Source organism: Rathayibacter sp. VKM Ac-2804 (assembly GCF_009866655.1).
GTDB lineage: Bacteria > Actinomycetota > Actinomycetes > Actinomycetales > Microbacteriaceae > Rathayibacter.
The window spans coordinates 1,163,841-1,186,312 of record NZ_CP047420.1 but is presented as its reverse complement, the minus strand read 5'-3'; the positions used below and the strand labels follow the sequence as shown (position 1 = coordinate 1,186,312).

Genomic DNA, 22,472 nt, shown 5'->3' with positions numbered 1-22,472 from the left:
ACTGTGGCAGTGTCCCCGCTGGGCTGTCAAAAGGCTGGACGGTGCTTGTGACACAGCGCGACGGTGCGGTAGCCCGATCAGCGGACCTGGATCTCGGTGACGGGCAGCGTCGAATCGGCACCGAAGGAGAGGCTCGACGGAGGGTGTCCGGCCTCGATCAGCTGGGCGCCGAGGGCGGCGATCATCGCGCCGTTGTCCGTGCAGAGCGACAGCGCGGGGATCCGCAGAGCGATGCCCGCCGCCGAGCAGCGCTCCTCGGCCAGCTCGCGGACACGGGTGTTGGCGACCACTCCCCCGCCGAGCAGCAGCCGCGGCACCCCGCGGTCGACGCAGGCCGCGACCGCCTTGGTCAGGAGCACATCCGCCACCGCCTCGCGGAAGCTGGCGGCGACGTCGGCGATCGGGACCTCCTCGCCGACGTCCTGGCGCTTCTCCACCCAGCGCGCGACCGCGGTCTTGAGCCCCGAGAAGGAGAAGTCGTAGCGGTGCTTCTCCCGGTCCTTGGGGAGGGTGAGGCCGCGCGGGAAGCGGATCGCCTTCGGATCGCCATCGGCGGCGACGCGGTCGATCTGCGGGCCGCCGGGGTAGGGCAGGCCGAGCACGCGCGCGACCTTGTCGAACGCCTCGCCGGCCGCGTCGTCGATGGTCTCGCCGAGCAGCTCGACGTCCGAGACGAGGTCGCGCACGTGCAGGAGCGACGTGTGCCCGCCCGAGACGAGCAGCGCGATCGTCGGCACCTCCACCGGGCTGCCGGTGCTGCCGTCGGCGCGCAGGACGTCGGCGCCGACGTGCCCGACGAGGTGGTTGACGGCGTAGAGCGGCTTCCCCAGCGAGACCGCCAGCGCCTTCGCTGCGCCGACGCCGACCATCAGCGCGCCCGACAGGCCGGGGCCGCTCGTGACCGCGATCGCGTCCAGCTCCTGCAGCGAGACGCCGGCCTCGGCGAGCGCCGTGCGCAGCGTCGGCTCGAGCGCCTCGAGGTGCGCGCGGGCGGCGACCTCGGGCACCACGCCGCCGTAGCGGGCGTGCTCCTCCATCGACGAGGCGATGGTGTTGGCGAGCAGCGTCGTGCCGCGGACGATGCCGATCCCGGTCTCGTCGCAGCTGGTCTCGATGCCGAGGACGAGCGGACCGGCGGTCATGACGACTCCTGTCGAGGGGCGGGGATCGGCGCGCGCATCACGAGCGCGTCGACCCCGTCGGGCTGGTAGTAGGCGGGGCGGACCCCGATCTCCTCGAAGCCCTCCGAGCGGTAGAGCGACTGGGCGGCGGGGTTGTCGGCGCGGACCTCGAGGAAGACCTCGCGGGCGCCGCGCTCGGCGGCGGTGGCGACGAGGGCGCGCAGCAGGCGTCGACCGAGCCCCGTGCGGCGGGCGGAGGCGAGCACCGCGATGGTCTGCACGTCGCCCTCGTGCGCGCCGACCGGGCAGAGGAGCCCGGCGTAGCCGACCAGCTCGCCCGCGTCCTCGGCGACGAGGTAGCGGGTGTGCCGGCTCCGGATCTCCTCGCGCATCATCGTGCGCGACCACGCGTCGCTGGTGAACTCCGACTCCTCGATCGCCATGATCGCGTCGAGGTCGTCGACGGTGGCGTCGCGCAGCTCGGCGCTCACGCGGTGACCCGCTTCGGGCCGGCCGAGAGCGTGACGTCGGGCGAGCGGAGGTAGAGCGGCTCGTCCGCCGCGGGAGCGCGGCCGGCCGCGCGGGTGAGAGCGGCGACCACGCCCAGCTCGGCGGCGGACACCGTCTCCGCCTCGAGGCGGGGCAGCTCGGGGAAGGGCAGCGCCGGCGGCTTGTCGAGGCCGGGTCCGGCGGTGCGGACGGGGAGGCCCTGCTCGTCGAGGCCGGCGTAGGCACTCCAGTAGAGCTCGCGGCGGCGCGCGTCGGTGACGACGAGGAAGCCGTCGGCGCGGCCGTGGCGCAGCGCGCCGAGCGCGACCGCGTCGTGCGAGACGACCGGGAGGGTGGGCACGTCGCGGCCGAACGCGAAGGCGCGGGCCGCGGCGATGCCGACTCGGAGGCCCGTGAAGGGGCCGGGGCCCATGCCCACGGCGACGGCCGCGATCGCGTCGGGGCCGACGCCCGCCGCCTCGAGGGCCTCCTGGATCAGCCGGCCGACGACCTCGGCGTGCCGCATGGTGTCGGTCTCGGTGCGCTCGGCGCGGACCACGCCGTCGGTGCCGACGACGGCGACGGAGGTACCGGAGGAGGTGTCGATCGCGAGCAGCACCCTGACAGGCTACCCGCGGGCGACGGGGCACCGGCCGCGGAGCCTGCGGCGCTCCCTGTGCTGGTCGAGCAGCCGCGCAGCGGCGTCTCGGGACCCGCCGTGAGCAGAGCGGTCAGGACCAGCCCGTGCCGCGGAAGCGCACCGTGCGCGGCTCGATCGGCTCCTCGCCGTCCTCGGCGTCGGAGCCGCCGGTCGGACGCTCGAGGACGACGTCGAGCCACGACTCCGCCACGCCGTCGAGCAGCCCGGCGCCCCACTCCACCACGACGACCGAGTGCTCGAGGTCGAGATCGAGATCGTCCAGCTCCACGGCGGAGCCGACGCGGTAGGCGTCCACGTGCACGAGCGGCGGCCCGCCGTGCAGCGGAGGATGCGTCCGCGCTATCACGAAGGTCGGGCTGGTGACCGGCCCGCGCACGCCGAGCCCGTCACCGAGGCCGCGGGTGAAGGTCGTCTTGCCCGCGCCGAGCGGCCCGGTCAGCACCAGCAGGTCGCCGGCGCGCAGCACCTGCCCGAGGGAGCGGCCGAGCTCCTCCATCGCCTCCGGATCCGCGATCTCGACGGTGCGGTCGGCGAACCAGCCGCGCTCAGGCACGGGCGCCTCCCGCGGGGCCGCCGACCGTCCTGCGCGGGACGCGGTGCCCGATCCGGGTGACCAGCTCGTAGTTGATCGTCCCGCACCAGCGCGCCCACTCGTCGACCGACGGGACGCCGGTGGTCGGGTCGCCCCAGAGGGTCACCGGGTCGCCGACCGCGACGCGAGCGTCGCCGACGTCGACCACGAACTGGTCCATCGCGACCCGTCCGGCGATGCGGTGGCGGCGCCCGCCGATCGACACCTCGGCGACACCGGACGCGGCGCGCGGGATCCCGTCCGCGTAGCCGAACGGCACCAGCGCGAGCGTCGTCTCGCCGGCGGCCCGGTAGGCGTAGTCGTAGCTGACCCCCGTTCCGGCGGGAACCCGGCGCAGTCCGGCGACGCGGCCCTGCAGAGTCATCGCCGGCACCAGGCCGAGCCCGAGGGACGTCTCGTCGTCGAACGGCGACAGCCCGTACACGCCGATGCCGGTGCGCACCTGGTCCAGGCGCGCCTCCGGCAGGCGGAGCGCGGCGGCCGTCGCGGCGAGATGCACCAGCGGCGCCGGCGTCCCGTGCGCGCGCAGCACCTCCTCCGCCCGGCGCAGTCCCGCGAGCTGCGCCAGGTCCTCCTCGCGCGAGGTGTTCGAGAGGTGCGAGAACAGACCGGTGAGCTGCAGCGAGCCGCGCGCCGCGTGCCGGGCGAGCGACTGCGCGAGCGGCGCCCACTCCGCCTCCGGCGCCCCGTTGCGGCTCAGACCGGTGTCGACCTTCAGCTGCACCGCGCCGCGCACGCCGCGGTCCTCGGCGGCCTGCGCGAGCCGGTCGAGCTGCGCGACCGAGGACACGGCGACCTCGATGCCGTGCTCGAGGGCGGTGTCGAAGTCCTGCTCGGGGTCGTGCAGCCAGCAGAGCACAGGCGCGAGGATCCCGGCCTCGCGGAGCGCCACCGCCTCCTCGAGATCGGCGGTGCCGAGCGCGTCCGCCCCGCCGGCGAGCGCCGCCTGCGCCACCGCGAGCGCGCCGTGTCCGTAGGCGTTCGCCTTGACGACCGCCATCAGCCGGGGTGCGGCCGTCAGCGCCCGGAGCCGCGCCGTGTTCGCCGCGACGGCGTCCAGGTCGATCAGCGCCTCGCGGTAGGCGAGCGGCGCGATCACGACTCGGCCACCACGAACGCGCAGGCGACGCCGGCGTCGTGGCTCATCGAGAGGTGCACGCGGACGATCCCCCGCGACTCGGCCGCCGCGCGGGCCGCCCCGTGCAGGGCGAAGGAGGGGTTCCCGTGCTCGTCGCGCTCGACCACCATGTCGTGCCAGCGCGCACCCGCCGAGTCGCCGAGCGCCTTGATCAGCGCCTCCTTGGCCGCGAACCGCCCCGCCAGCGACGCCGTCGGGAGATCGCGTTCGCTCTCGGCGAACAACCGCTCCCGCAGTCGCGGGGTGCGCGTGATCGCCCGCTCGAAGCGCGCGAGATCCACCACGTCCACGCCGATCCCGACGATCACGGCAGGGTCACTCGACCGTGACCGACTTGGCGAGGTTGCGCGGCTGGTCGACGTCGAGGCCCTTGGCGGAGGCGAGCTCCATCGCGAACATCTGCAGCGGCGTGACGGCGAGCAGCGGCTCGAACAGCGGGTCGGCCAGCGGGATCGGCACGACCTCGTCGGCGATCTGGATGGCGGCGGCATCGCCCTGCTCCGCGATCGCGATGACCCGGGCGCCGCGCGCCTTGATCTCCTGGATGTTCGAGATCACCTTGCGCTGCAGCTCGTACGACTCGCTCGGGCTCGGCACGATGACGAAGACGACCTGTCCCGGCTCGATCAGCGCGATCGGCCCGTGCTTCAGCTCGCCCGCGGCGAAGCCCTCGGCGTGGATGTAGGCCAGCTCCTTGAGCTTGAGCGCGCCCTCGAGGGCCACCGGGTAGCCCACGTGGCGGCCGAGGAAGAGCACCGCGCGGGTGTCCGCCATCCAGCCGGCGAGCTGGGCGATCGCCTCCGAGGCGTCCAGCACGCGCGAGAGCTTCTCCGGGATGGCCGCGAGCTGCGCGGCCTGCGAGGCGATCAGCTCGGGCGAGGCCGCACCGCGGACCGCGGCCAGGTGCAGACCGAAGAGGTACAGCGCCGCGATCTGCGCGACGAACGCCTTGGTCGAGGCGACCGCGACCTCCGGACCGGCGTGGGTGTAGAGCACGGCGTCGGACTCGCGCGGGATCGTCGCCCCCTGGGTGTTGCAGACGGAGAGCGTCTTGGCGCCCTTCTCCCGGGCGTACTTCACGGCCATCAGCGTGTCCATGGTCTCGCCGGACTGGCTGATCGAGACGACCAGCGTGCGCGGCGTCAGCACCGGGTCGCGGTAGCGGAACTCGTGGCTCAGCTCGACCTCGACGGGCACGCGCGCCCACTTCTCGATCGCGTACTTCGCGACCATGCCGGAGTAGGCGGCGGTGCCGCAGGCGATCACGGTGATGCGGTCGATGTCCGCGAGGGTGGCGTCGAGCGCCGCGAGCTCGGGCAGCACGACCACGCCGTCCTGGAGGCGGCCGAGCAGCGTCTTGGCGACGGCCTCCGGGCCCTCGCTGATCTCCTTGGCCATGAAGCTCGACCAGCCGCCCTTCTCGGAGGCGGACGCGTCCCAGGCGATCTCGAACGGCTCGGTCTCGACGGGGTTGCCGAAGAAGTCGGTGACGGTGACGAGTTCGGGCGTGATCGTGACGATCTGGTCCTGCCCGATCGCGACTGCGCGGCGGGTGAACTCGACGAACGCGGCGACGTCGGAGCCGAGGAAGTTCTCCCCGTCGCCGAGGCCGATCACGAGCGGCGAGTTGCGGCGGGCGCCCACGACGACACCCGGCTGGTCCTGGTGCAGCGCGAGGAGCGTGAACGCGCCCTCGAGGCGGGCGACGACGGCCTGGAAGGCGAGCACCAGGTCGCCGGTGCGACGGTGCTCCCGCGCGATCAGGTGCGCGGCGACCTCGGTGTCGGTCTCGCTCTCGAAGACCGCGCCCTCCGCGAGCAGCTCCTCCTTGAGCGGCTGGAAGTTCTCGATGATGCCGTTGTGGATGACGGCCAGGCGCCCGTCGTCCGCGAGGTGCGGGTGCGCGTTGCGGTCGGTCGGGCCGCCGTGCGTCGCCCAGCGGGTGTGCCCGATGCCGGTCGTGCCCTGCGCCATCGGGTGCGCCTCGAGGTCGTCGACCAGGACGCTGAGCTTGCCGGAGCGCTTGCGGCTGTCGATCCGGCCGTCGGCGTCGATCACGGCCACACCGGCGGAGTCGTACCCGCGGTACTCCAGTCGCTTCAGTCCCCCGAGCAGCACGGCCAGGCTGTCGCGCGCGCCGACGTATCCAACGATTCCACACATGCGCTCGATCCTAATCGCGCGCGGGGGCGCTCCCGCGGCGACGGGCCAGAGCCGCAGCGGCCGCTAGGATCGTGCAGATGTCCTCGTCAGCTCGCGAACCCGGGCGCGAGGCGCACCCCTCCCCGTTCGTCGAGATCGTCCGCTCCGACTGGGCCGAGCTCGCCCGCAGCACCGAGCTGCCGCTGAGCGAGACCGAGGTCGTGCAGCTGCGCGGGCTCGGCGACCGGCTGAGCCTCACCGAGGTCGCCGAGGTCTACCTGCCGCTGTCGCGACTGCTCACCCTCTACGCCGGGGGCGCGCGCCAGCTGCACCGGGCGACGAGCACGTTCCTCGGCGAGCGCGCGCAGCCCACCCCGTTCGTGATCGGCGTGGCCGGCTCGGTCGCGGTCGGCAAGTCGACCATCGCCCGCCTGCTCCGCGAGCTGCTCGCCCGCTGGGACGACACCCCGCGCGTCGAGCTGGTGACGACCGACGGCTTCCTCCTGCCCAACAAGGAGCTGGAGCGGCGAGGGCTGATGAGCCGCAAGGGCTTCCCGGAGTCGTACGACCGCCGGGCGCTGCTGCGCTTCGTCTCGGAGGTGAAGGGCGGGGCCGCCGAGGTGCGCGCGCCGTTCTACTCGCACCTCTCCTACGACATCGTGCACGACGCGGAGATCGTGGTCCGCCGACCCGACGTGCTGATCGTGGAGGGACTGAACGTGCTGCAGCCGCCTGCGCCCGGCCACGGCCTCGCGGTCAGCGACCTGTTCGACTTCACGGTGTACGTCGACGCGCGCACGAGCGACATCGCGCGCTGGTACGAGGAGCGCTTCCTCGCCCTCCAGCAGGGCGCCTTCGCCAGCCCGACCTCGTACTTCCACCGCTACGCCTCGCTGACGCCGGACGAGGCGCGCGCGCAGGCCCGCAGCATCTGGTCCTCGATCAACGAGCCGAACCTGCTGCAGAACGTGCGGCCGACCCGCTCCCGCGCGAGCCTCGTCCTGCGCAAGCAGGCCGACCACACCGTCTCCTCGGTGCTCCTCCGCAAGATCTGACGACGGATCGCCGACGGCTCACCTGCCGACGACGGCGGGTCTCGATGCACGCCTCCGGCGCTACTCCACCAGCATGCGGCGAGCAGGCCGAGTCATGCCGTGCGTCGTCGACCAGCACACAGCGAGCAGGCGGAAGCATGCTGACCGAGTAGCCCCGCAGGGGCGTATCGAGATCCCCGATCAGCGGCTCCGGCCACTAGGACGCGACGCGCAGCTGCTCGAGCACGACCGCCGCCAGCGACTCCGCCAGCCGGTCCGCGGTCTCCTTCGTGGAGGCCTCGACCATGACGCGCACCATCGGCTCCGTGCCCGAGGGTCGCAGCAGGACGCGCCCGCCGGTGCCCAGCTCCGCCTCGGCCGCGGCGATGGCCGCCGCGATCACGGTGTCGTCGTGCACGCCCTCGCGGTCGACGCCGCGGACGTTGACGAGCGTCTGCGGGAACACGCGCATCACCGAGGCGAGCTCGGCGAGCGTCTTGCCGCTGCGCGCCATCTCGGCCGCCAGCTGCAGGCCGGTGAGGACGCCGTCGCCGGTCGTGGCGAAGCGGCTCATGATGACATGGCCGGACTGCTCGCCGCCGAGCGAGTAGCCGCCGTCGTTCATGGCCTCGAGCACGTAGCGGTCGCCCACACCCGTCTCGATCACCCGGATGCCGGCGTCGGCCATCGCGGTCTTGAGGCCGAGGTTGCTCATCACCGTGGCGACGAGCACGTTGTCACGCAGGACGCCGCGCCGCGCCATCGAGGTCGCGAGGATCGCCATGATCTGGTCGCCGTCGACGACGCGCCCCTCGGCGTCGACCGCCAGGCAGCGGTCCGCGTCGCCGTCGTGCGCGATGCCCACGTCGGCGCCCGCTTCGCGGACCGCCTCGGCGACGTGGTCGAGATGGGTCGAGCCCACTCCGTCGTTGATGTTGATGCCGTCCGGATCGTTGCCGATCACGGTGACGGTCGCGCCGGCGTCGGTGAACACCTCGGGCGAGATCCCTGCGGCGGCACCGTGCGCGCAGTCGATGACCACGTGCAGTCCGTCGAGGCGGGTGCTGCCGAGCGAGCCGAGCAGGTGGAGGACGTAGCGGTCCTCGGCGTCCGCGAAGCGGCGGATCCGGCCCACGTCCGGGCCGAGCGGCGTGAGCGGCGGGACGCCCAGAGCCGCCTCGATGCGGTTCTCCAGCTCGTCCGGCAGCTTGCGACCGCCGGCCGCGAAGAACTTGATGCCGTTGTCGGCGGCGGGGTTGTGCGACGCCGAGATCATCACGCCGAAGTCGGCGCTCTCGTCGGCGATGAGGTACGCGGCGGCGGGCGTCGGGATCACTCCCGCGTCCAGCACGTCGACGCCGGCGCTCGCGAGCCCGGCCGCGACGGCGGCACCGATGAACTGACCCGAGATCCGAGGATCGCGGGCCAGGACGGCGAGGGGCCGACGGCCCTCCGCCCGGGCGGCCGCACCGAGTACACGGGCGGCCGCCTGGGCGAGGCCGAGGGCCAGGTCGGCCGTGACATCGCGATTCGCGAGGCCACGGACGCCATCTGTTCCGAACAGGCGCGGCATGATGCCAGTCCCCTTCTGAAGCTGCTGATCGGCGGCCGCGGGGGCCGCAGCGATTAGCGCTTCGAGAACTGGGACGCCTTGCGGGCCTTCTTGAGACCGGCCTTCTTGCGCTCGATGACGCGAGCGTCGCGGGTGAGGAAGCCGGCCTTCTTGAGGACGGCGCGGTTGTTCTCGCGGTCGATCTCGTTCAGCGCACGGGCGATCGCGAGGCGGAGCGCACCGGCCTGGCCGGAGGGGCCGCCGCCGGTGATCTTCGCGACCACGTCGTAGGAGCCGAGGAGGTCGAGGACCTTGAACGGGTCGTTGATCAGCTGCTGGTGCAGCTTGTTGGGGAAGTACTCCGCGAACTCGCGGGCGTTCACGGTCAGGCTGCCGGAGCCCGGGACCAGGCGCACGCGGGCGATGGCCTGCTTGCGACGGCCCACGGCTGCGCCGGAGACGTTGAGGACGGCGCGGGGCGTCGTGGACGCCTCGGTGGCCGGGCTTTCGGTGGAGTAGCTCTCGGGAGCCACGTCGATCTGGTCTGCGATCTTCGCCACGGTGTAGGTGATCCTTTGTCTTCGAAGTCTGGGGTGTCGGGGAGGGCCGGAGCCTACTGGGCGACCTGGGTGAAGGCGTACGCCTTGGGCTGCTGAGCCGCGTGAGGGTGCTCGGTGCCCGTGTAGACCTTCAGCTTGCGCAGCTGCGCACGACCGAGGGAGTTCTTGGGGAGCATTCCGCGGATGGCCTTCTCGACGGCGCGGATCGGGTTCTTCTCGAGGAGCTCGGCGTACGTGGTGGCCGTGAGGCCGCCCGGGTAGCCGGAGTGGCGGTACGCCTTCTTCTGGAGGAGCTTCTGGCCGGTGAGGGCCACCTTCTCGGCGTTGACGATGATGACGAAGTCGCCCATGTCCATGTGCGGCGCGAACGTCGCCTTGTGCTTGCCGCGCAGGAGCGCAGCGGCGTGGGTGGCCAGACGGCCGAGCACGACGTCGGACGCGTCGATGACGATCCAGTCGTGCTGGACGTCAGCCGGCTTCGGAGAAAAAGTGCGAGTCACGTGAGTGCTGCTTTCTGATCGGAGTGAGGAGTTCGTGAATCCCGCTCCGTGGCCGTTCGACCCGCGAGGGGGCCGAACCGATCCGGTGGAGGGCTCAACTTCGGGTGCCGGCACGCGGCCGAGAACACCAAGGGTCGACAGTACAGCAATCCGCACCGGAGCGGAAGCTCGCGCTCGCCCGCCGCCGCCCGCCGAGGGGCGGCCCGGCTCAGGAGGGCCCCTGCCCCAGCGTGGTGAGGGCGTCCGTCGCGAGCTCCTCCAGCGCGGCCTGCCCGCCGACGTACGACCGGAGCGAGAGCAGCCGGTCGCCCATGAGCACGACGACCGCCGCGGCCGGGTCGGCCGCCGGATCGCCGGCGCGGAAGAAGGCGACGTCGCCGAGCCCGCTCGGCTCGACCGGACCGGCGGACTCCTGTGCGGCGAACGCGCTCGTGCCGGCGCCGGTCGCCGTCTGCAGGACCAGCGCGGCGGGGTTCCCCGCCATCGCCCAGGTGCAGCCGGAGCCCTGATCGGAGCTCGTCACGAACCCCTCGGGCAGCTCGAGCACGGCCTCGATCGTCTCCACCGGCAGCACCGCCGCGCAGTCGAGCTCCTCGACGCTCGCGGCGGCGGACGGCGCCGGCGCGGTCGGCTCCGCGGTGGGCCCGGCACTCGGCGCGGTGGACGGGACGGCGGTCGGCGGCGCCTCGTCCGGCACGTCGATCGTCGACGAGGAGCATCCGCCGAGCAGCAGCGCCGCCGGCAGGACGAGCGCGGCGGCGAGAGCGGCCGCGCGGCGGTTCCCCAGGATCACGCGTCGTCCTCCCCCTCGGCGTTCCCGCCCGGCAGGGTGCGCTTCACCCGGGTGAGCACGGCCCGCTCGGCCAGTTCGGAGTCCTCAGGGTAGTCGACCTCGCGCAGGACGAGACCGCGCGCCGGCATGACGGCGAAGGCGTTGGTGCGCCGCGCGGCGTCCCGCAGCAGCGGGAGCTCCCCCGCGTCCAGCTTGCCGATCCCCACGGCCACGCAGGAGCCGACGAGCGCTCGCACCATGCTGTGGCAGAAGGCGTCGGCGCGCAGGTGCGCGTGCAGGACACCGTCCGCGTCCCGCTCCCAGGTGAAGTCGAGCAGGCTGCGGATGGTGGTCGCCCCGACGCGCGCCCGGCAGAACGAGGCGTAGTCGTGCAGGCCGAGCAGGGATTCCGCGGCGCCCGCCATCAGAGTCTCGTCGACCGCCTCGTTGATCCAGGTCGTGTAGGCGCGCTCGAGTGGCCGGCGGAGCGAGGACCGGTCCGCGAGCCGGTACTCGTAGCGCCGCCAGCGCGCCGAGAAGCGGGCGTCGAAGCCCTCGGGCGCCCGCGAGACCCGGTGCACGGACAGGTCGGAGTACTGGCCGAGGATCCCCTGCAGCTTGCGCTGGAGCACGACCTCCGGCTCGACGGCCTCGGTCCCGGCGCGGGGCCGGCCGTTCAGGCGTGACCACTGCTGCGGAGTGAGATCGAGGTGCGCCACCTGGGCGCTCGCGTGGACACCCGCATCCGTCCGGCCGGCGACCGTGACGACCGTCCGCTCCTCGGAGCGCAGCAGGAGCCCGAGCGCGTCCTCCAGGACGCCCTGGACGGTGCGGAGACCGGGCTGCAGCGCCCAGCCCGCGAAGTGGGTGCCCTCGTAGGCCAGATCGAGGCGGACACGGCGGAGCACCCGACGAGTCTAGATCGTCCGCGAGAACGGCCCGGAGCGATCGGCAGCGGCGGATCAGCCCGCGGACAGCCGCACACCGAGCGGGTCGAGGACGGCGACCGCCCAGTCCGCGAGCACGTCCTGATCCCCCACGTACGACTCGACGTGCACCTCGTAGCCGCCCGCGAGCACGGCGAGCTCGGACGGCGTCGTCGGCGAGCCCTCGAGCCGGTAGGCCGCCTCGCCCAGCGGGGCGGAGACGGCGCCGACCGCCTCGCCCGCCCCGATGAACGTCTCCGCGAGGCGCGCGGGTCCGACGCGGACGACGACGGCGGACGGATTGCCGGCGACGGCGTAGGAGCAGGTGTCGCCCGACTGCTGCAGAGCGGCCGTGCCCGCGGGCAGCCCCACGGCGCTCTCCACGGCGGCGGGCGGCAGCGCGGTCGAGCAGTCCAGCTCGGGCGACGCGGGGAGGTCGGCCGTGGCGGTCGCCGTCGGTGCCGCCTCGGGTGCGGCGAGGGAGCTCGGAGCGGCGGTGCGTGCCGACTCCGGCACGTCGAGGACCGGGGCGGAGGAGCAGCCGGCCAGCAGGATCGTCGCCGCGACGACGAGGAGCGGGTGGTGCGGACGCACGGGGCACCTCCTGCTGGGCGGCGGGGGCGGGGTCCGGGATCCGGTCGCGCCGCGCCCTGCCGTGGGAACGATTCCGCCATCGTAAGCGACGTTCCGCGCCACCGAGCACGCCAGGAACCGCCGCTCGGGACGACGAGAGCCCCCCGTCCCCGGAGGGGCGGAGGGCTCTCGAGACGTGCGCGGGACTACTTGGTCTCGTCGGCCGTCTCGACCGGGGCGTCCTCGACGGGCGCGTCCTGGACGGTCGCGTCGGCCTCGGTCGTGTCGGCGACGGGCGCCTCCTCGACGGGGGCGTCCTCGACGACGGTCTCGTCCTCGACCGGAGCCGAGACGGGAGCGGCGGCGGTGCGCGACTTCTTGACCTTCGGCGTCACGGGCTCGAGGACGAGCTCGATGACGGCCATGGGCGCGTTGTCGCCCTTGCGGGGGCCGATCTTCGTGATGCGGGTGTAGCCGCCCTCACGCTCGGCGACGAGCGGCGCGATCTCGGTGAAGAGCTCGTGCACGACGCTCTTGTCGCCGATGGTCGCGAGGACGCGGCGGCGGGCGTGCAGGTCGCCGCGCTTCGCGAACGTCACCAGACGCTCGGCGAGGGGACGCAGGCGCTTGGCCTTGGTCTCGGTCGTCTTGATGCTCTTGTGCGTGAACAGGGCCGCGGCCAGGTTCGCGAGCAGCAGACGCTCGTGTGCGGGACCGCCTCCGAGGCGGGGGCCCTTCGTGGGCTTGGGCATGGCTTTACTCCAGTACTAAAGGGGTGTCAGAAGGTCGAACGCCGGAGCGGAGACCTAGATGCTCTCGTCGTCGTAGCTGTAGAAGTGGGCGCCGTCGAACCCGGGGACCGAGTCCTTCAGCGACAGGCCCAGCTCCGTCAGCTTCTCCTTGACCTCATCCACCGACTTCTGACCGAAGTTGCGGATGTTCATGAGCTGCGTCTCCGAGAGGGCGACGAGCTCGTTGACGTTGTTGATGCCCTCGCGCTTGAGGCAGTTGTAGCTGCGCACCGAGAGGTCGAGGTCCTCGATGGGCATGGACAGCTCGGTCGAGAGGACGGCGTCGACCGGCGCGGGGCCGATCTCGATGCCCTCGGCCGCGTTGTTCAGCTCGCGGGCGAGTCCGAACAGCTCGGTCAGGGTGCGACCGGCCGACGCGATGGCGTCGCGCGGCGTGATGGCCGGCTTCGACTCGACGTCGACGACCAGGCGGTCGAAGTCGGTGCGCTCGCCGGCACGGGTGGCCTCGACGCGGTAGGTGACCTTGAGCACGGGCGAGTAGATCGAGTCGACCGGGATCTGGCCGGCCTCGGAGAACTCGCTGCGGTTCTGGGTCGCCGAGACGTAGCCGCGGCCGCGCTCGATGGTGAGCTCGAGCTCGAACTTCGCCTTGTCGTTCAGGGTCGCGATGACGAGGTCCGGGTTGTGGATCTCGACACCGGCCGGAGCCGAGATGTCGGCGGCGGTGACCTGGCCGGCGCCCTGCTTGCGCAGGTAGGCGGTGATCGGCTCGTCGTGCTCGGAGGAGACGACGAGTCCCTTGATGTTCAGGATGATCTCGGTGACGTCCTCGCGGACGCCCGGGACGGTCGTGAACTCGTGCAGGACTCCGTCGATCCGGATGCTGGTGACAGCGGCGCCGGGGATGGAGGACAGCAGGGTGCGACGCAGCGAGTTGCCGAGCGTGTAGCCGAAGCCGGGCTCGAGGGGCTCGATGACGAAGCGGGAACGGAACTCCGAGATGTTCTCCTCGGTGAGCGTCGGACGCTGTGCGATAAGCACTGTTGATTCCTTTCGATCACGTGTCCGCTATATGACACGTGCGTTTGCGAGTCTGAAGTTGTGAAAGAAATGCGCGATCCGCCGGCCGGCCTCACGCCGCGCTGGAGAGCGCGGGGTGCGGCCGGCCGACGGCTGCGAGTGCTGCGTTAGACGCGACGGCGCTTCGGCGGGCGGCAGCCGTTGTGCGCCTGCGGGGTGACGTCGTTGATCGAGCCGACCTCGAGGCCGGCGGCCTGGAGCGAGCGGATCGCGGTCTCGCGACCCGAGCCCGGGCCCTTCACGAAGACGTCGACCTTCTTCATGCCGTGCTCCTGCGCCTGACGCGCGGCCGACTCGGCAGCGAGCTGGGCGGCGAACGGCGTCGACTTGCGCGAGCCCTTGAAGCCGACTCCACCGGACGAGGCCCAGCTGATGACGGCCCCGGCGGGGTCGGTGATCGACACGATGGTGTTGTTGAACGTCGACTTGATGTGGGCCTGGCCCACAGCGATGTTCTTCTTCTCCTTGCGGCGCGGCTTGCGCGCGGCCGACTTGGGGGTAGCCACTTGTTATCTCCTCTAGGTCCGTGTCGCCCGCGTTACTTGCGGCCGGCCTTCTTCTTGCCGGCGACGGTGCGCTTCGGGCCCTTGCGGGTGCGAGCGTTCGTCTTGGTGCGCTGTCCACGGACCGGGAGGCCGCGACGGTGGCGGATGCCCTCGTAGGACCCGATCTCGACCTTGCGGCGGATGTCGGCGGCGACCTCGCGGCGGAGGTCTCCCTCCACCTTGTAGTTGCCCTCGATGTAGTCGCGGAGCGCGACGAGCTGGTCGTCGGTGAGGTCCTTGACGCGGATGTTGCCGTCGATCCCCGTGTCGCTCAGCGTCTTCAGCGCGCTGGTGCGGCCGACTCCGTAGATGTAGGTCAGTGCGACCTCCACGCGCTTCTCGCGCGGGATGTCTACTCCTGCCAGACGTGCCATGGTGGCTTCTCCTGTGAGTGAGTGGAGGTGTGAAGCAACGTCGGTGCCTCGGCCTCCGACCGAAGGTGTCCTCGCCGTTCACCCCGGGAGACCCGGGGCGCTGCGCGATTTCTGACGTTGCGGGGTGGTGTGTTGCCGTGCTGCTGGGCGGTTTCCCGCCCGCGCTCCTCGCAGGAGCGCCGGGAGTCCCGGAGGACTAGCCCTGGCGCTGCTTGTGGCGGGGGTTGCTGCTGCAGATGACCATCACGTTGCCGTGGCGGCGGATGATCTTGCAGTGGTCGCAGATGCGCTTGACGCTGGGGTTGACCTTCATTGTTCTGTTCCTTGTTTTCGCTGGCGTCGTGCTCCCGGCGGATGCCGGGGCCGTTCCTTACAGGACACGCACGTCGCGAACTGAGCGGAGCGAACGTCTACTTGTAGCGGTAGACGATCCGGCCGCGGGTCAGGTCGTAGGGGCTGAGCTCCACGATCACGCGGTCCTCGGGGAGGATGCGGATGTAGTGCTGACGCATCTTGCCCGAGATGTGGGCGAGAACCTTGTGTCCGTTGGTGAGCTCCACGCGGAACATCGCGTTGGGGAGCGCCTCGACAACCGCACCTTCGATTTCGATGACACCGTCTTTTTTGGCCATAGCCTCACTGTCGTTCGGAAGTAGTGTGTGTACTGGTCGTGCGAATGCTTCCGCGACGATCCTCCCCCGGGCGGAGCCCGGAAGGCGGTGCGCGGGCGTGCCGGAGCACGCGCAAACACCAAGGGTCGATACTACGCGAATCCCCGCTTCTCCGCCAGCGCGGGCGTGTCGCCGGTGGGCGGCGCGCTGCGCGCCGCGGGCGACGGGCACGGCGGCCGCCGCCTAGGCTCTCCCACGTCGAAGGGACCGCGGATGGCGCGCACGGAGAAGACGACGGACGGCACCCCGGCGAGGAGCCGGCGGAGCTGGTACTCCCACCCGCTGGTCACCGTGCTGGTCGCGATCGTCGTCATCGCCCTCGTGCAGACGTTCTTCGTGAAGGTGTACACCGTGCCGACCGGCTCGATGGAGAACACGCTGCAGGGCGGCGGCTTCTTCGGCGACCGCATCCTGGTCGACCGCACCGCGGCCCTCCAGGGCGAGCCGGAGTCGGAGCAGATCGTCGTCTTCTCGCGGGACGCGCGCTGGGGTGCGGCCGATGCGGTCGGCAACCCGCTCTCCGAGGCGGTCAAGTACTTCGGCGACGTGACGAGCATCGGCCCGTCGCACGAGGAGTTCCTCGTGAAGCGCGTGATCGCCGTCGGCGGCCAGACGGTCTCCTGCTGCGACGCCGAGGGGCACGTGCTCGTCGACGGGCAGCCGCTCGTGGGCGACTACGTCTTCGAGGACTTCCCGTTCACCCCTGGCACCCAGGACTGCGACTCGCAGCCGGCCTCCGCCCGCTGCTTCCAGGAGTACACGGTGCCCGAGGACACGCTCTTCGTCCTCGGCGACCACCGCTCCAACTCCAACGACTCGCTCGGCGACTGCCGCGGAGCGCCGGGCCCGATCGACTCCTGCGTGAAGACGGTGCCGATCGAGCGGGTGGTCGGCCGCGTCTTCGCGGTCGCCTGGCCGCTCACCCGCTGGCGCCTCTTCTAGCCCGGATCGAGCGGGGAACGGCGGAGGGGCGGGATCGAGCGCCGGAGCACCCGATCCCGCCCCTCGGCGCGGATCCGTCAGGATCAGCCGCGGACGACCGCGACGACCTGCGCGAACAGCGGGTGGTCCGCGCCGAGCCCGGTCACCTCGGCGACGAAGTCCTCCGGCGACAGCGCGGCCAGCTTCTCCTTCAGCTCGACGCTCTGCGGGTCCTCCGGCACGTCGAAGCGGAGAGCCGCGCCGATCGCCGTGAGCAGACCGCTCGGCACGTGGCCGCGCTCGGCGAGCTCGGCCGCCGGGCCGATGAAGCGCTCGTGCCGCGAGAGCTTGCGCAGCGGCTGGCGACCGACCCGGTCGACCGTGTCGGTCAGGTGCGGGTTGGCGAAGCGCTTCAGCGTCTTCTGCAGGTACGCCTCCTGCTCCTCGTCGCTGAAGCCGTGCTTCTCGACGATCAGCGTCTTGGTGTCCTCGAGCGCGGTCTTCACCGCGTCGTGCACCTCGGGCAGCGCGAGCGCGTCCGACAGCTTGTGCGCGCCGGCCGCGAAGCCGACGTAGGCGGCGGTCGCGTGGCCGGTGTTCACCGTGAAGAGCTTGCGCTCGATGAACGGCTCGAGGTCGTCGACCCAGGTCGCACCGGGGATCTCGGGCTCGGAGCCCTCGAAGGGCGTGCGGTTGACGACCCACTCGAAGAAGCTCTCGACCGTGACGTCGAGGCCCTGGCCGGCGTCCTGGTTCGGCACGATGCGGTCGACCGCCGTGTCGGCGAAGACCGCGCGGGTGCGCAGGCGCTCCCACTCGTCCGCGCCCAGGCTGGCGGCGACCTCGGTCTGCAGGAGGCGGGTCGCGTTGATCGCGTTCTCGCAGGCCATCACGGCCAGGCGGGGCGCCGACTCCGCTCGGGCCGCGAGGCCCTTCGCGATGACCGGAGCGACGAAGCGCAGGATGTTCGGGCCCACCGCGGTGGTGACGATGTCGGCGGCGGCGATCTCGCGGACGAGCGCCTCCTCGTCGCTGCTCGAGTTGATCGCGCGGAAGCCGTCGACGACGTGGGTCGCGGGCGACTCCCCCACCTCGTGCACCTCGTAGCTGTCGGCGGCGGCGAGCTGGTCGATCAGCGCCGCGTTGACGTCGGCGAAGACGAGCTCGTAGCCGGCGCCGTGCAGGATCAGTCCGACGAAGCCGCGGCCGATGTTGCCGGCGCCGAAGTGGACGGCGGTGGGCATCAGGAGTTGACCTCGCCCAGCAGCGCGTAGAGCGCCTGCGCGTCCGGGGCGTCGAGGAGCTTCTGCACCTCGTCCTCCTCGGAGAAGATGATCGCGATCTTGGAGAGGATCTCGAGGTGCTCGTTGTTCACGCCGGCGATGCCGACGACGAAGCGGACCTCGTTGCCGTCCCAGTCGATCGGCTGCGCGTAGCGGACGAAGGACAGCGCCGAGGAGCGGATCTCGTCCTTCGCGTCGTTCGTGCCGTGCGGGATGGCGAGCAGGTTGCCCATGTAGGTGGAGACGGTCGCCTCGCGGGCGAGCATCGCCTCGTGGTACGCGGGGGTGACGGCGCCGACGCCGACCAGCATGTCGGCGGCCTCCTTGATGGCGGTCTCCTTCGACGTGGCGGTGCCGGAGGCGTTGATCTGTCCGATGGTGAGCACATCGCTCATGGCGTGCGTCCTTTCCGTGGAGTGGTGAACGAAGGAGGGAACCCGCAGGGGCGAGCGGAGCGTCTCCGCCACGTCGCACCCTACGGGCTCCCTCAGGGGTGTTCCCGATTACTTGCCGTGCTGCTCCGCGACGAGCGAGACGACCTCGTCGTACTTCGGGCTGTTCATGAAGTTGTCGACGGAGACGTGGATCGCGCCCGGCGTGCGCTGGCGCGCCCGCTCGGTCAGCTCGGCCTGGGTGATGACCAGGTCGACGTCGTCCTCGAGGGCCGCGATCGCCTTGTTGGTGACCGTGACGTCCTCGAAGCCCGCCTTCTTCATCTTGTTCCGCAGGACGGACGCGCCCATGGCGGACGATCCCATCCCGGCGTCGCAGGCGAAGACGATGTTGCGGACCTGGGTGGCGGTGGCGGTCGCCGAGGCGCCGTCCTGGTTGGAGGCGCCGCTCGCGTTGAGGAGCGAGCCGACGGCGCTCTCCTTGCCCTTGTTGGACGAGTTGGCGGCGACGGCGGCGGCGAGCTTGTCGTCACCGGCGGCCATCGCGTCGAGGTCGCGCTTGCGGCTGCCGCGGATGATGAACGACGCGACGACGAACGACACGGCCATCGAGAGCAGGACCGAGAGGATCACGCCGAGGTAGCTGTCCCGCGAGGTCTGCAGGAGCACCGCGATGATCGATCCCGGCGATGCCGGGGCGACGAGGCCGGAGTCGAACGCGACGTTGGTCGCGACGCCGGTCATGCCGCCGAGGATGACGGCCGCGACGAGCGCGGGCTTCATCAGCACGTAGGGGAAGTAGATCTCGTGGATGCCGCCGACGAAGTGGATCAGCGCGGCGCCGGGAGCGGAGCCGCGGGCGATGCCCACACCGAAGATCGCGAAGGCGAGCAGCACGCCCATGCCGGGGCCGGGGTTGGCCTCGAGCAGGAACAGGTACGACTTGCCCTGCTCCTGCGCCATGACGGTGCCGAGCGGGGTGAGGACGCCCTGGTTGATGGCGTTGTTGAGGAACAGGATCTTGGCCGGCTCGATGAAGATCGAGGTCAGCGGCAGCAGGCCCGCGTTCACCAGGAGGTCGACGCCGTCGCCGAGGATCTTGGTGAGGAACGAGATGATCGGGGCGATGCCGAAGAACGCGCCGAGCGAGAGCAGCATGCCGAGGATTCCGGCGGAGAAGTTGTTGACCAGCATCTCGAAGCCGGGCTTGATCTTGCCGTCCCAGATCGAGTCGACCTTCTTCATCAGCCACGCGGCCAGCGGGCCGATGATCATGGCGCCGAGGAACATCGGGATGGTGGCGCCGACGATGACGCCCATGGTGGCGATCGAGGCGACCACGCCACCGCGCTGGCCGTAGACCATGCGGCCACCGGTGTTCGCGATGAGCAGGGGCAGCAGGTAGGTGATCATCGGGGCGACGAGACCCACGTACTGCTGGAAGGTCGCGCCGTCCTCACCGGCGGCGAGCTGGGTGCGGGCACCCTCCCAGCCGATCTGGGCTGCGTCGCCGAAGCCGCCGAGGATGCCGTTGGGCAGCCAGCCCGCGGCGATGAAGAGCGAGGTGATGAGACCCCACGCGATGAAGGCCGCGATGTTCGGCATGACCATCCCCGAGAGGAAGGTGCCGAATCGCTGGACGTGGACGCGCGTACCTCCGCGCGTCGACGTCGCTGACGTCGTTGTCATGTGGTGTGTTCTCCGATTCTGAGGGTGGGAGATCCGGTCGCTCCTGAGGCGGGCCGGGCTCCCGCGGGGCGGGACGAGACGGGGTGGTGCAGGGGTGGTGCGGATGGTGCGGTGGGGCGGGGTGGTGCTGCGGAGGATCGCGCGGATGCGGGCCGCGCGATCCCCGGGATCAGGAGGCGGCGATCGCCTCGGTGACGGCGGACCGGGCGTCCGCCGCGCTGTCGGCCGCGAGGGCGAGCTCGGCGTAGCGCTTCGCGTCCTCGAGGGTGTGCTCGGCCAGCTCGGCGCGGACGTCGGCGAGAGCCGACGGCGACATCGAGAGGGTCGTCGCGCCGAGGCCCACGAGGACCACGGCGAGCAGCGGATCCGCGGCGGCCTCGCCGCAGATGCCGACGGGCTTGCCCAGTGCGGCGCCCGCGCGCCCGACCTCGCCGACGAGGCGGAGGACGGCGGGGTGCCACGGGTCCTGGAACGCCGACACGGTGCCGAGCATCCGGTCGGCGGCGAGGGTGTACTGGGTCAGGTCGTTGGTGCCGATGGAGGCGAAGTCGGCGACTCCGAGGATCCGGTCGGCGAGCAGGGCGGAGGAGGGGACCTCCACCATCACGCCGGCCGTGCGGATCCCGAGCTCCTTGGCCATGGAGGTGAAGTAGCGGGTCTCGTCGACGGTCGCGACCATCGGCGCCATGACCCAGAGGTCGGCGTCGGTCGCGGCGTCGGCCTGGGCGAGCGCGGTGAGCTGGTCGCGGAGGATCTGCTCGCTCGCGCGCAGGGCGCGGAGGCCGCGGAGGCCGAGCGCCGGGTTCTCCTCGTGGTCGTCGTTGAGGAAGGCGAGCGGCTTGTCGGCGCCGGCGTCGAGCGCGCGCACCACGACCTTGCGGCCGGGGAAGGCGGCCAGCAGGCGGGTGTACTGCTCCGCCTGCTCGGCGACGGTCGGCGCCTCCTTCGCGTCGAGGAAGAGGAACTCGGTGCGGAACAGGCCCACGCCCTCCGCTCCGAGCTCGACCGCGTTCGCGGCGCCGTCGGCGGAGCCGAGGTTCGCCAGCAGCGGCACGGCGTGGCCGTCGGCGAGGGCACCGGGGACGACCGGGGCCGCGAGCATCTCGGCGCGCTCGGCGATCGAGGACTTCGCGTCGCCGATCTCGACGTCGGACGGGTTCACCGTCACCACACCGGAGGACGCGTCGAGGATGACGAGCTGGCCGTCGCGCAGGTCGAGCGCTCCGGTGGTGCCGACGATGGCGGTGATCGACTTCTCCCGGGCGAGGATCGCCGTGTGCGAGGTCGGGCCGCCGTCGCTCGTGATCAGGCCGAGGACCTTCTCGAGGTCGAGCAGCGCGGTGTCGGCCGGCGCGAGGTCGCGGGCGACGAGCACGAACGGCTCGTCCGACTCCGGGACGCCGGGCGCCGGGACGCCGCGCAGGTGCGCCACGACCCGCTGCGAGACGTCGTCGAGGTCGGTCGCCCGCTCGGCCATGTAGCCGCCCATCGCGACCAGCAGGTCGCGGAAGCCGGCGAACGCCTCGTGCACCGCGCGCTCGGCGGTCTTGCCGGTCGCGAGGCGCGCCTTGACGTCGTCCGCGAGCGAGGGGTCCTCCGCCATCAGCGCCTGCGCGTCGAGCACGTCCTTCGCCGAGCCGCCGGCGCGCTCACCGCGGTGGCGGATGGTCGCGGCGGTCGCCGACAGCGACGACACCGCGCGCTCCTCCTCCTGAGCGACGGACCGCGTGCTGGCGGTGTCCTCGGGCTCGGGCAGCGGATCGGGCATGCGCAGGACCGGCCCGAGGGCCAGCCCGCGGCCGACACCGGTGCCCTGGAGCTTCGCGGAGGCGTAGGCGGTCGAAGGAGTGGACAGCGTCATGAGATCTCGGTTCCTGTGTGCGTCTCGGCGGTGAGAGGGCGGTGGGGGCGAGGGGTCTTAGGCGTCGTGGTCAGTGCTGAGGAACTCGCTGAGCTCCTCGAGGACGGCCTGCTCGTTGTCGCCCTCGACCGAGAGGGTCAGCGAGTCGCCGTGCTCGATGCCGAGCGAGATGATGCCGAGGATGGAGGCCGCGTTGACCGCGGTGCCCTCGCCCTTCTTGACCAGGACCTTCTGACCCGACTTCGCCGCGGCCTGGCTGAAGAGCGAGGCGGGACGGGCGTGGAGGCCCTTCGACGATGCAACCTGCACGGTGCGCTCGACCATGAACGTTTCTCCTTGATCCTGCAGTCGGAACTGCGTCAGTGGTTCCCGGTGCCGGGCGCGGCGCCCGTGGCGGGAGGTGGGGCGTCCCCGTCCGATCCTGCGACGACCGCGCGAGCGGCGAAGAGGACGGGCAGGGTGTCGAGCACGGCATCGGCACCGTGCGCCCCGAAGACGTCGTGAGGGAGGAGGGCTGCCGCGGCGCCGACGTGCACCGCGCGCTGGCGGAGCTCGTCGAACTGCGACTCGAGATGCGGTCCGACCAGGAGGACGTCCGCCAGGGGCAGGGCGTCCGCGACACCCGTGAGGGTCTCGGATCGGAACACGGCATCGATGCCGCGCTGCTTCGCGCCCGCTCGCAGCCGGTGGGCCAGGAACGTGCTCGACGCGCCTGCACCGCAGACGATCAGGATCGTGCGCACCTCGTTCGCCTCCTCGCGTCCGGGTCTTGCCTCATCCAAGCATCTCGCCGGGCCCCGCGTCCGCTGCGGCAGACAATCTTCCGCGGGGGCGGAAGAGCGCT

General features: G+C 71.8%; 27 protein-coding genes. 2 read left to right on the top strand and 25 right to left on the bottom strand.

Annotated features, from left to right (window positions below; translation table 11 throughout):
- Positions 1 to 77 precede the first annotated feature (77 nt).
- The 7 genes from tsaD to glmS form a co-directional block, all read right to left on the bottom strand.
- A complete protein-coding gene (gene tsaD, locus GTU73_RS05565) occupies positions 78 to 1,142 on the bottom strand; it encodes a tRNA (adenosine(37)-N6)-threonylcarbamoyltransferase complex transferase subunit TsaD (protein ID WP_160087657.1) in 1,065 nt (354 codons plus the stop codon).
- A complete protein-coding gene (gene rimI / locus GTU73_RS05560) occupies positions 1,139 to 1,612 on the bottom strand; it encodes a ribosomal protein S18-alanine N-acetyltransferase (RefSeq protein ID WP_160087655.1) in 474 nt (157 codons plus the stop codon). Before rimI ends, tsaD begins: the two co-directional genes overlap by 4 nt.
- Complete coding sequence (gene tsaB, locus GTU73_RS05555; protein ID WP_160087653.1) at positions 1,609 to 2,229, bottom strand: tRNA (adenosine(37)-N6)-threonylcarbamoyltransferase complex dimerization subunit type 1 TsaB; 621 nt, start codon at positions 2,227 to 2,229, stop codon at positions 1,609 to 1,611. The genes rimI and tsaB overlap by 4 nt, the downstream gene beginning before the upstream one ends.
- Positions 2,230 to 2,341: 112 nt before the next feature.
- Positions 2,342 to 2,767 (bottom strand): tRNA (adenosine(37)-N6)-threonylcarbamoyltransferase complex ATPase subunit type 1 TsaE, encoded by a 426-nt coding sequence (gene tsaE, locus GTU73_RS05550; RefSeq protein WP_160091230.1) that lies wholly within the window; start codon positions 2,765 to 2,767, stop codon positions 2,342 to 2,344.
- A gap of 49 nt (positions 2,768 to 2,816) precedes the next feature.
- Positions 2,817 to 3,962, bottom strand: a complete 1,146-nt coding sequence (gene alr, locus GTU73_RS05545) for an alanine racemase (RefSeq protein WP_160087651.1) — start codon at positions 3,960 to 3,962, stop codon at positions 2,817 to 2,819.
- A complete protein-coding gene (locus tag GTU73_RS05540) occupies positions 3,959 to 4,309 on the bottom strand; it encodes a holo-ACP synthase (RefSeq protein ID WP_160087649.1) in 351 nt (116 codons plus the stop codon). Before GTU73_RS05540 ends, alr begins: the two co-directional genes overlap by 4 nt.
- Positions 4,310 to 4,316: 7 nt before the next feature.
- Entirely contained in the window at positions 4,317 to 6,164 is a 1,848-nt protein-coding gene (gene glmS / locus GTU73_RS05535) for a glutamine--fructose-6-phosphate transaminase (isomerizing) (protein WP_160087648.1), read from the bottom strand.
- Between the two features lie 77 nt (positions 6,165 to 6,241).
- Here glmS and coaA point away from each other — a divergent pair, with 77 nt between their 5' ends.
- Positions 6,242 to 7,198 (top strand): type I pantothenate kinase, encoded by a 957-nt coding sequence (gene coaA / locus GTU73_RS05530; protein WP_160087647.1) that lies wholly within the window; start codon positions 6,242 to 6,244, stop codon positions 7,196 to 7,198.
- 196 nt (positions 7,199 to 7,394) lie between these two features.
- Here coaA and glmM read toward each other — a convergent pair whose 3' ends face one another.
- The 12 genes from glmM to infA form a co-directional block, all read right to left on the bottom strand.
- Positions 7,395 to 8,750: a phosphoglucosamine mutase gene (gene glmM, locus GTU73_RS05525; protein ID WP_160087646.1), complete on the bottom strand. Its 1,356-nt coding sequence runs from the start codon at positions 8,748 to 8,750 to the stop codon at positions 7,395 to 7,397.
- A gap of 53 nt (positions 8,751 to 8,803) precedes the next feature.
- Positions 8,804 to 9,289 carry a 30S ribosomal protein S9 gene (rpsI, locus tag GTU73_RS05520; protein WP_160087645.1) on the bottom strand — a complete coding sequence of 162 codons (486 nt, stop codon included), beginning with the start codon at positions 9,287 to 9,289 and terminating at the stop codon, positions 8,804 to 8,806.
- A gap of 53 nt (positions 9,290 to 9,342) precedes the next feature.
- Complete coding sequence (gene rplM / locus GTU73_RS05515) at positions 9,343 to 9,789, bottom strand: 50S ribosomal protein L13 (RefSeq protein ID WP_160087644.1); 447 nt, start codon at positions 9,787 to 9,789, stop codon at positions 9,343 to 9,345.
- A gap of 208 nt (positions 9,790 to 9,997) precedes the next feature.
- Positions 9,998 to 10,582 (bottom strand): hypothetical protein, encoded by a 585-nt coding sequence (locus GTU73_RS05510; RefSeq protein WP_160087643.1) that lies wholly within the window; start codon positions 10,580 to 10,582, stop codon positions 9,998 to 10,000.
- Positions 10,579 to 11,469: a tRNA pseudouridine synthase A gene (locus tag GTU73_RS05505; protein WP_160087642.1), complete on the bottom strand. Its 891-nt coding sequence runs from the start codon at positions 11,467 to 11,469 to the stop codon at positions 10,579 to 10,581. Before GTU73_RS05505 ends, GTU73_RS05510 begins: the two co-directional genes overlap by 4 nt.
- 54 nt (positions 11,470 to 11,523) lie before the next feature.
- On the bottom strand, positions 11,524 to 12,081 hold the full coding sequence (locus GTU73_RS05500; protein ID WP_160087641.1) for a hypothetical protein: 558 nt from the start codon (positions 12,079 to 12,081) through the stop codon (positions 11,524 to 11,526).
- A 185-nt stretch (positions 12,082 to 12,266) separates the two neighbouring features.
- Entirely contained in the window at positions 12,267 to 12,812 is a 546-nt protein-coding gene (rplQ, locus tag GTU73_RS05495; protein WP_160087640.1) for a 50S ribosomal protein L17, read from the bottom strand.
- A gap of 54 nt (positions 12,813 to 12,866) precedes the next feature.
- Positions 12,867 to 13,853 carry a DNA-directed RNA polymerase subunit alpha gene (locus GTU73_RS05490; RefSeq protein ID WP_123445069.1) on the bottom strand — a complete coding sequence of 329 codons (987 nt, stop codon included), beginning with the start codon at positions 13,851 to 13,853 and terminating at the stop codon, positions 12,867 to 12,869.
- A gap of 146 nt (positions 13,854 to 13,999) precedes the next feature.
- Positions 14,000 to 14,398, bottom strand: a complete 399-nt coding sequence (rpsK, locus tag GTU73_RS05485) for a 30S ribosomal protein S11 (protein ID WP_056037257.1) — start codon at positions 14,396 to 14,398, stop codon at positions 14,000 to 14,002.
- Positions 14,399 to 14,430: 32 nt separating this feature from the next.
- Positions 14,431 to 14,811, bottom strand: coding sequence for a 30S ribosomal protein S13 (gene rpsM / locus GTU73_RS05480; protein ID WP_056037260.1), 381 nt, complete (start codon positions 14,809 to 14,811; stop codon positions 14,431 to 14,433).
- A gap of 196 nt (positions 14,812 to 15,007) precedes the next feature.
- On the bottom strand, positions 15,008 to 15,124 hold the full coding sequence (gene rpmJ / locus GTU73_RS05475; RefSeq protein ID WP_055787164.1) for a 50S ribosomal protein L36: 117 nt from the start codon (positions 15,122 to 15,124) through the stop codon (positions 15,008 to 15,010).
- Positions 15,125 to 15,221: 97 nt separating this feature from the next.
- Positions 15,222 to 15,443: a translation initiation factor IF-1 gene (gene infA / locus GTU73_RS05470; protein WP_022883252.1), complete on the bottom strand. Its 222-nt coding sequence runs from the start codon at positions 15,441 to 15,443 to the stop codon at positions 15,222 to 15,224.
- Between the two features lie 252 nt (positions 15,444 to 15,695).
- Between infA and lepB the strand changes: the two genes are divergently transcribed.
- Entirely contained in the window at positions 15,696 to 16,424 is a 729-nt protein-coding gene (gene lepB / locus GTU73_RS05465) for a signal peptidase I (RefSeq protein WP_160087639.1), read from the top strand.
- Positions 16,425 to 16,507: 83 nt separating this feature from the next.
- Here the strand turns inward: lepB and GTU73_RS05460 are convergent, their stop codons facing one another.
- From GTU73_RS05460 to GTU73_RS05435, 6 genes are all read right to left on the bottom strand, one after another.
- The gene (locus GTU73_RS05460; protein WP_160087638.1) at positions 16,508 to 17,647 is read right to left on the bottom strand and encodes a mannitol-1-phosphate 5-dehydrogenase; all 1,140 of its coding nucleotides are present in this window, start codon (positions 17,645 to 17,647) and stop codon (positions 16,508 to 16,510) included.
- The gene (locus GTU73_RS05455; protein ID WP_160087637.1) at positions 17,647 to 18,081 is read right to left on the bottom strand and encodes a PTS sugar transporter subunit IIA; all 435 of its coding nucleotides are present in this window, start codon (positions 18,079 to 18,081) and stop codon (positions 17,647 to 17,649) included. Before GTU73_RS05455 ends, GTU73_RS05460 begins: the two co-directional genes overlap by 1 nt.
- A gap of 108 nt (positions 18,082 to 18,189) precedes the next feature.
- A complete protein-coding gene (locus GTU73_RS05450; RefSeq protein ID WP_123702120.1) occupies positions 18,190 to 19,767 on the bottom strand; it encodes a PTS mannitol transporter subunit IICB in 1,578 nt (525 codons plus the stop codon).
- Between the two features lie 169 nt (positions 19,768 to 19,936).
- A complete protein-coding gene (ptsP, locus tag GTU73_RS05445; RefSeq protein WP_160087636.1) occupies positions 19,937 to 21,628 on the bottom strand; it encodes a phosphoenolpyruvate--protein phosphotransferase in 1,692 nt (563 codons plus the stop codon).
- Between the two features lie 57 nt (positions 21,629 to 21,685).
- Positions 21,686 to 21,952, bottom strand: coding sequence for an HPr family phosphocarrier protein (locus GTU73_RS05440; protein ID WP_160087635.1), 267 nt, complete (start codon positions 21,950 to 21,952; stop codon positions 21,686 to 21,688).
- A 35-nt stretch (positions 21,953 to 21,987) separates the two neighbouring features.
- Positions 21,988 to 22,371, bottom strand: a complete 384-nt coding sequence (locus GTU73_RS05435) for a PTS sugar transporter subunit IIC (protein WP_160087634.1) — start codon at positions 22,369 to 22,371, stop codon at positions 21,988 to 21,990.
- Positions 22,372 to 22,472: the final 101 nt, after the last annotated feature.